The following is an 8348-nucleotide window of genomic DNA, read 5'->3' as shown; positions in this document are numbered from 1 at the left end:
TATTCCTTCGACAAGGGCGGGCGCTCATAGGGCAGCTCGGGCTCGTCGCCGATGATCGCGATGCTGCCTTCGAACTTCTGCGTCCGCAGCATCACCGCGACCTGCGCACCGCCATGCCCCGCTCCCACTATCACCACGTCGTAACGGATCATCCCCACCTCATCCAATTGTCACGGATCTTCACCCGCGGGCCGCCCGACCAAAGGGCGGTGAGCGCGTGTCCCGGATCAGCGTCGCCCCGGGAAGCGGGGAATGTCGATGCGATCGAACATCCCGCCATAGCCGAGGGCGATGGGCATCTCCCACTCGAGCATGCCGTATGGATGGCCGGCGTCAAATGCGCTCGCGGCATCGAGAGCCGCCAGAGTCTCGTCGCTCAGCACGAGATCCGCCGCGCGCAGATTCTCCTTCAGTTGATCTGCGCGGGTAGCACCGACGATCGGAATGACGCCGCGTGCCATCATCCACGCAAGTGCCACCTGTCCCGATGAGGCGCCCAGTCCGTCGGCGATCCGGTCGAGGGCTTCGGCGATCTCGCGATTGCGGGCGTCCAGCGGCTGGAGCTGCATGCTGTCCATGCGATTGTTGCCGCCGGCGTCGGCCGCGCGCGTATATTTGCCGGTCAGGATGCCGCCCGCGAGCGGCGACCAGGCGGTCACGCCGATGTCATGGGCGGCCGCAAGCGGCAGATGTTCGCGTTCGATCGATCGCTGGACGAGACTATATTCGAGCTGCATCGCGCTCACGGGCACTAGTCCGCGCAGATCGTGAAACGCTTGCGCCCGCGATACTACCCACGCCGGTACGTCGGACAGCCCGACGTGAAGGATCTTTCCCGCACGGACAGCATCGTCAAGCGCGCGCTGCACTTCCTCGACGGGCGTCGTGAAATCCCACCAATGCACGAAGTAGAGGTCGATATAGTCGACTCCCAGCCGCTTGAGGCTGGCATCGAGCGATCGCATCAGGCTCTTTCGATGCATCCCGGCCGCGTTGGGATCTCCGCCGCCCGGAACGGCATTGGCATATTTGCTCGCAATCACGAACCGGTCGCGGTCGGGGGCGACCATGCGTCCGACGATGCGCTCGCTCTCGCCTCCGGTGTACATGTTGGCGGTGTCGATGAAATTCCCGCCCGCCTCCACAAAGGCGTCGAAAACCGGCCGACATTCCTCTTCGGGCCGCGACCAGTCAGCCGCGGTCCCGAAGGTCATCGTGCCGAGCGCGACCTGCGAGACGCGCAGGCCGCTCTTGCCGAGCAGGCGATAGCGCATCAGGCCTGCTCGCCGAGGCCCGGATTGTTCCGCCAGGCTTCGTCGGGGAAGGGGATCACGCCGAGCTGCATCGCGAATTCGCGGAAGTTCCAGTGGGTCCGGCAGCGCACGATCTTGCCGTCCTTATAGAATTGCGTGGTGGTGCCGCGCGTATAGGTCGTCTTTCCAGCGGCGGGAATGCCGAAGAAATCCTCGTTATGCGTGGCCTTCCAGATCCACTGCATATAGCCCCATTCGTCATAGTCGAAGTCGGCGCCGAGGAAGATATTGTCCGCATAGCGGCGATAGACTTCTTCGGGGAATTCGCCGGGGGTCGGGCCCTGTCGCGTCTGGGCATGCTGGCGCGGGCAGCGGTCGCCGTCATAGCTCAACACCTCGAACTTGTGGACGCCGAAGGGCGATTCCGGCCCCGAATTGTTGAAGACGACGAAGGCCTTGTAGAGATCCTCTTTGGTGGTGATCGTCTGCATGAACTCGATATCTTCCCAGACGAAATCGTCGGCATAATAGCCGAGCACTTCCTCGGCGCCCTTGTCGAAGAAGGCGGTGACCCAGTCCTGCGCGCTGCCGAAATCCTTCGGCCGCGCATTGTGCGAAGGCGTGTCGACCCCCGTTGCCATGGTCGGCGACCGCAGGCCGCGCAGCACGCGCTGCTGATCGGGCGTCAGATGGTCGTCGGTGACATGGGCGGCATATAGAAAATGCATGCTTCTTCCTCTCTCGTCCGGAAATGTGCGGGCCTGGCCCGTTCTGCGTTCCGGCAAATTATCCTGCTCTATGGTCTTTGCCACGGCAAAAGGGGTCACGGCGAGGCCGAACGTGCCAGCGGCCCAAATCTTTGGCACCCTCTGCTTTTTCGTGGCACGGCTGGCCCTTGGGGGCGGCGCTTGCTGCCCATAGGCTTCTTATCAACCAGAAAGAGGATGGCGCCCGGCGCCGTCCCGCATGTGGAGAGACATATGAGCGAGACCCTCCTCAACCGGAGCGACGAAACTGGCAGTGATGAACGGGTCTATGATCCGCTCGATCCGGTCGTGAAGCACGAACCCTATCCATATTATGCCAAGCTCCGCCGCGACGATCCCGTGACCTGGCTGCCTTCGCTCCAGGCCTTTGGCGTCGCGCGCTACGAGGATGTCGATGCTTTGCTGAAGAACGGCAAGCTTTACAGCAGCTCGATGTTCTGGCCGGCGTTGCTCGGCGAATATGATCCGGTACCCGAAGTGCCGCCGATGATCTCGATGGATCCCCCGGGCCATGTCCACCTGCGCAAGCTCGCGAACAAGGCGTTCGTGCCCTCGAAAATCAAGATCCTCGTCGATCGCACCTATGAGGTCGCGAACGAGCTGATCGACGATATCATCGCCAAGCATGGCACCGAGGGCGAGTTCGATTTCGCGACCGATTTCTGCGCTCTCTATCCCGTCACCGTGATCGCGCAGGTTCTGGGCGTCCCCACAGCCCGGCGCGCCGAATTCAAGATCTGGGTCGACAACATTCTCGCCGCCGCCAACCGCGCCGCCTATGGACCCGAGCGCCTCGCGGAAATCCAGGATAGTTCGGACAAGGTGCGCGCCTTTTTCGAGGAGCTGTACGACGAGCGTGCTGCCGATCCGCAGGACGACCTCATCTCGCAGTTCATCGTTGCCGAGATCGACGGCGAGAAGATGTCGCGGATCGAGGTGATCCAGATGTCGATCCTGCTGCTGATCGGCGGCGTCGAGACCACCACCAATCTGCTCGGCACGACGCTCGTCGAACTGAAACGCCATCCGGAGGTCTACGCGCGCGTGCGCGCCAACCCCGAGCTCATCCCCGCGCTGATCGAGGAGGTGCTGCGCTACAATCCGCCGGTGCAGATAATCTTCCGCCACACGATGGAGGATACCGAGCTTGGCGGGGTCAAGATCCCCAAGGGCTCGACCGTGATGCCGCTGCTCGCATCGGCCAACCGCGACGAGAGCAAGTTCGCCGATCCCGAAGTCTTCGACATCGACCGGAAGATCGCTTTCCCGCTGATGTCCTTCGGCCAGGGGCCGCACTTCTGCCTCGGCAATTATCTGTCGCGGATGGAAGCGCGCTCGGCCCTCGAAACGGTGTTCCGGCGTTTCGAACTCCTCGAGCCTGTGTCGGACGAGGTGGAGTGGCTCGACTCCTACTTCGCGCGCGGCCCCCATCACCTCAGGGTCCGCTTCCGCGCGCGCGGTTGAGCCACTCGCGCGCAAGCTTGAACAGGGGAGCGGGCAAAATGCCAAGGCTGGCGCAGTGCTACGGCACCGCTGACTATGAGGACGCCGCGCGGCGCCGCCTGCCGCGACCGCTCTTCGACTATATCTGCGGGGCGGCCGATGACGAAAAGACGGCTGCGGCCAATGTGGCCTCCTTCGACCGCTACGATCTTGTTCCGCGGTTCATGACCGATGTGACGCGGGTGAATGCCGCCACCCGCGTTCTCGGCTGCGACCTCGAATGGCCGCTCATCCTTGCGCCGACGGGAATGAGCCGGATGTTCCATCCCGACGGCGAACAGGGAGTGGCGATCGCGGCCGCCGATGCGGGCTGCGGCTACGCCCTGTCGACGATGGCGACGGCCTCGATCGAGGAGATCGGCGCGATCAGCACCGGCCCCAAAATCTATCAGCTTTACCTGCTCGCCGATGATGCCCTGAACTTCGCCAGCATCGATCGCTGCAAGGAGGCGGGCTTCGATGCGCTGTGCCTGACCGTCGACACGATCGTCGCGGGTAACCGCGAGCGCGACCTGCGCTCGGGCCTCACCGTTCCGCCCCGGCTTACTCCGGCTTCGCTCGCGTCCTTTGCCAAGCGGCCCGGCTGGTGCCTCGGCTACCTCGGCGGCGGCAAATTCTCGTTGCCCAATGTGGTGTCGGACGGCGAGGGCGATCTGTCGACGCTTGCCGCCTTCTTCGCGTCGAAGATGGAATCGCATATCAGCTGGGAGCGGATCGCGAAGATCGCGGCCTATTGGGGCGGCCCGTTCGCGATCAAGGGCCTTCAGTGCGCCGACGACGCGCTTCGCGCCGCCGATGCGGGAGCGACTGCGGCCATCATTTCCAACCATGGCGGACGGCAGCTCGACGGCGGCGCGGCGACGATCGACCTCGTGGCCGATATCGCCGACGCGGCGGGCGACCGGATCGAGGTCATCCTCGACGGCGGGGTTCGCAGGGGCAGCCATATCGTCAAGGCCCTCGCGATGGGCGCGCGCGCCTGCATGACCGGGCGGCCCTATCTTTACGCCTTGTCCGCTTTCGGCGCCGCGGGGGTCAGGCGCTGGCTCGGGGGCATGAAGCAGGAAACGCTGCGTACCCTGGCGCTGGTCGGCTGCCCGACGCTTGCCGAGCTTGGCCGCGAGCATGTGCGGCTCGCGGGCGCAGCGCCGGCGTTCCTCGCCAACGAGGCGGAGCGGCGCGACTTTGAACGGTCCAGTCCGGCCTTGCGGCAAGCCTAGATATCGAGCCCCCGCGCGACCTCGACGATTTCGTCGGCCTTCATCTGCGCGACAACGCTTGGCCGGCGTCCCGTCCAGCGTTTGAAGGCCCGGGAAAAGGTTCCTTCGTCCGAGAATCCCAGCATATAGGCGATATCGCGAATGACGAGATCGCTGCGCTTCAGATATTGAAAGGCGAGCTGCAGCCGCACGCGGTCGAGCACATCGGAAAAGGTCGTGCCCTCGTCCTTCAAACGCCTGAGCAAGGTCCGCTCGGTCATATGCAGGCTCTTTGCGATATCGCTCTTGCGGACCATGCCGTCGGGCATGCGGGCGATGAGCGCGTCGCGGACGCGAACCGCGAAGCGTCCGGCCATCCGTGTTTCGAGATAGCGGTTCGCGACGCCGTCGAGCAGCGAAGCGAGCTCCTCATCAGCGACGAGGATCGGGCGATCGAGATCGGCCCGCGCGAAGACGATGGAATCCTCGGGCTGTCCGTAAGCGACCGGGCAACCGAAGAACGCCTCCAGGCCATCGCCCCGCCGGGGCTTGGGATGCGCAAGGCTGACCGAGATCGGCGCGATTTCGATGCCCGCGATCCAGCGAAGATAGCCGAGGACCGAAGCGAGCACCGTGTCGACCGTCTGATAGATGGGCGGCTCGCCGCCCGTGTCGAAGAAGATCGACAGTGTCACCTGATCGCCCGACTCCGTGAGCGTGGCGGTCGCCGAATCCGAAATGAGCCTGCAATAGAACGCAAACCGGTGGAGCGCGCGTGAGAGCGTCGCGGAGCAACTCATGGCATAGCCCACGACGTGGAATGTCGAGGGCCGGACCTCCGCCGCGACCCGGAGAGCGAAGTCGGCGTCACTCAGCGCCACCGCCTTGCGCCAGAGCATGCTGATCTGTTCCTGTGAATAACGCCCGTAGCCGCCTTCGAGGCGGGTGGGGTCCATGCCGATCTCGCTCAGCACCTGGTCGGGATCGATGCCGCTCGCGCGCATCGCCCTCACGATCGCCAGCACCCACCCCGTCAGTCCGGACTTGGATTCCGCTTCAGTCACCCGACCCTCATTCTTTTCTCTCGACATGCAGATAGGCCAATCGGTCACCGATGTCACGATTGGCCGGTCGGACGATCAATTCGTGCCGAACGTGTCGCTTTGTCCCGAACGGCTTTGCCTTGGCACGCGGCGCCCTGTCGTTTGGCGCTGCGATATCCGATGCACGCTGCGAGGAAGGCAGATAGCGCCGCAAAGGCCGATGATGCCATAATGAGGAGAGGATTGATGCGCATCAGGGGTTATCTTTATCGCGCGTCGGCGGCCTGGGTCGTCGGCATGGCACTGACGACCGCGCCCGCGATGGCGCAGACCGAAGCGGCACCGGCCGCCGAGACCAGCGGTCCGACCGACATCATCGTGACGGCTACCAAGCGGAACGAGAATCTGAGTCAGGTTCCGATCGCGGTGTCGGTGACCACCGACGCGGACATTGCCGCGAAAGGCATCGTGCGGCCGCAGGACTATCTGGTCTCGACGCCGAACGTGACCTTCATCGACGAAGCCACCGGCGACAGCTTCACCAATATCCGCGGCCAGACTTCGGTTCGCAACTCCGACCCCAACGTCGCCGTCGTCATCGATGGGGTTCAATTGTCGAGCCTCAAGCAGTTCAACCAAGATCTGTTCAATATCCAGCAGATCGAAGTGCTGAAGGGACCGCAAAGCGCGATTTACGGCCGCAACGCCGCCGCCGGCGCGATCATCGTCACGACCAAATTGCCGCGCGAGGAACTCGGGGGATCGGTGCTCGCGGGCTATGGCAGCTGGAACACCGCCCGCGCGCAAGCCGAAGTCAGCGGTCCGCTGACCGACACGCTCGGCTTTGGCCTTGCGGCGTCGTTTCGCGATACCGACGGCCCGTTCACCAACATCACCACCGGCGAAAAGCCGTACCGGCTCCGCACGGTGCTCGGGCAGGCCCGGCTCTATTGGGAGCCCGCCGACGGGCTCACGATCGACTTCAAGCTCAGCGGGCATGATACGAAGGGCGGCTCGACCGCGCTTCAGTCGCAGTTCGTCGGGCTGCCGATCGGCGGTATCCCCGTCAACGAACTCGACGCTGACCGGACTGACTTGCCGTTCGTGACGAACGTCCGGGGTCAGCTCGACGAGTGGCTCGTCGCCGGCTCGCTCAAGATCGACTATGACATGGGCTGGGCGACGATCACCTCGGTGACCGCGGCCGACAAGCTCTACCAGTTTTTCGGCGGGGATTCGCCGCCCTATCTCGCCGACTCGGGAACGCCGGGCTCGACGGTGCAGGGCTATAAATATCGCGACAAGAATTTCTCGCAGGAACTGCGCCTGACGTCGCCCGACGATCAGCGTTTGCGCTGGCAGGTCGGCCTCTATTATCTCAACTTCAAGCGCGGGCAGATCAGTGAGCTCAACCAGGATCTCGTCGGAATCGTTCCGCCTTCCGATGGCATCGATGCGCCGGGCGATTCGATCATCGGCGCGACGGTTTCCTATGCGCGTCAGGCATACAAGACCGAGAGCTTCGCCCCCTTTGCCAGCGTCCAGTTCGATGTCACCGATCAGCTGCACCTCAACCTCGCGGGCCGCTACGACATCGAGAAGCGCAGCGTCGTCGAACTGGCGCCCGATGCGATCAACCCGGTGACGGGCGCCAACTATAATCTGTGCATCGAGGCGCGGGGTCCCGGTACGACGCTCGCCGATTGCCGCGCTTCGGAAACCTTCAAGCAATTCGAGCCGAAGGCGAGCATCTCCTATGACCTCGGCCGGACCGGCAGCGTCTATGCGAGCTATGGCAAGGGCTTCAAGAGCGGGGGGTTCAACCCGCTTGGCAGCCGCGCCGCGCTGCTTGCCGTCGCCCCGCCCGGATCGCAGGTCTTCGTGCAGGACCAGTTCGACGCCGAAAAATCCACCTCGTGGGAGGTGGGGACGAAGCTCCGCTTGTTCGACCGGTCGCTCAATCTCAACGTCGCGGCGTTCACGACCAATGTGTCGGGCGCCCAGCAGTTCGAATTCTTCCCGACGGCGGGTCTTCAGACGATCACGTCGATCGACAAGGTGCGCCTGCGCGGCTTCGAGGTCGATTTCAACTGGCACATTCCCGGCGGGCCGCAGATTTTCGGCGCTTATGGCTATACCGACGGCAAGGTGCGGGCGTTCGCCGCGAACCCGGCCTATGTCGGGAACCGGGCGCCCAACGCGGCCAAATATAATCTGAACGCGGGAATCACGCACGACTTCGATCTCGGCAATGATCTCATGCTCACGCCGCGGGTCGAATATGTCCGTATCGGCTCGACCTGGTGGGACGTCATCAACACGCCGGGGTCGCGGCGCAGCCCCGTCGACCTCGTCGATGCGCGGCTGACGCTCGCCAAGGCCGATCGCTGGAGCCTGTCGCTCTTCGGCAAGAATATCTTCAACGAGAAATACAACCGCTCGGTCCTTCCGCTGCTCGGCGTGTTCCAGCTGACATCGCGCGCCGAGACCCGCCATCTCGGGGTGGAAGGGCGGTTCAATTTCTGATCTCTCCCCCACCTTGCCGTCCCCGACAGGCTTTGCCGGGGACGGACATTTTTGAGA

At 63.8% G+C, this 8348-nt stretch carries 7 protein-coding genes; 3 read left to right on the top strand and 4 right to left on the bottom strand.

The genetic code is table 11. The features are described 5' to 3' along the window. The 3 genes from VFG17_RS17935 to VFG17_RS17925 all read right to left on the bottom strand — a co-directional run. Positions 1–152 (bottom strand): FAD-dependent oxidoreductase (locus tag VFG17_RS17935; RefSeq protein ID WP_325030748.1); only part of this gene is annotated, 152 nt, incomplete at its 3' end. Positions 153–227: 75 nt separating this feature from the next. Next, complete coding sequence (locus tag VFG17_RS17930) at positions 228–1274, bottom strand: aldo/keto reductase (RefSeq protein ID WP_325030726.1); 1047 nt, start codon at positions 1272–1274, stop codon at positions 228–230. Further along, positions 1274–1981, bottom strand: a complete 708-nt coding sequence (locus VFG17_RS17925) for an ester cyclase (RefSeq protein WP_325030725.1) — start codon at positions 1979–1981, stop codon at positions 1274–1276. Before VFG17_RS17925 ends, VFG17_RS17930 begins: the two co-directional genes overlap by 1 nt. Before the next feature lie 252 nt (positions 1982–2233). Between VFG17_RS17925 and VFG17_RS17920 the strand changes: the two genes are divergently transcribed. Both VFG17_RS17920 and VFG17_RS17915 read left to right on the top strand, forming a co-directional pair. Continuing rightward, positions 2234–3484: a cytochrome P450 gene (locus tag VFG17_RS17920; protein ID WP_325030724.1), complete on the top strand. Its 1251-nt coding sequence runs from the start codon at positions 2234–2236 to the stop codon at positions 3482–3484. Positions 3485–3522: 38 nt separating this feature from the next. Beyond that, positions 3523–4743, top strand: a complete 1221-nt coding sequence (locus VFG17_RS17915; RefSeq protein WP_325030723.1) for an alpha-hydroxy acid oxidase — start codon at positions 3523–3525, stop codon at positions 4741–4743. Here the strand turns inward: VFG17_RS17915 and VFG17_RS17910 are convergent. Next, a complete protein-coding gene (locus VFG17_RS17910; protein WP_325030722.1) occupies positions 4740–5786 on the bottom strand; it encodes an AraC family transcriptional regulator in 1047 nt (348 codons plus the stop codon). The genes VFG17_RS17915 and VFG17_RS17910 overlap by 4 nt on opposite strands. A gap of 225 nt (positions 5787–6011) precedes the next feature. Here VFG17_RS17910 and VFG17_RS17905 point away from each other — a divergent pair, with 225 nt between their 5' ends. Further along, positions 6012–8291, top strand: coding sequence for a TonB-dependent receptor (locus VFG17_RS17905; RefSeq protein ID WP_325030721.1), 2280 nt, complete (start codon positions 6012–6014; stop codon positions 8289–8291). The last annotated feature ends 57 nt before the right edge of the window (positions 8292–8348 follow it).

Source organism: Sphingopyxis sp., assembly GCF_035686825.1.
In the GTDB taxonomy this organism is placed as follows: domain Bacteria; phylum Pseudomonadota; class Alphaproteobacteria; order Sphingomonadales; family Sphingomonadaceae; genus Sphingopyxis.
This window is presented reverse-complemented; position numbering and strand designations above follow the sequence as displayed.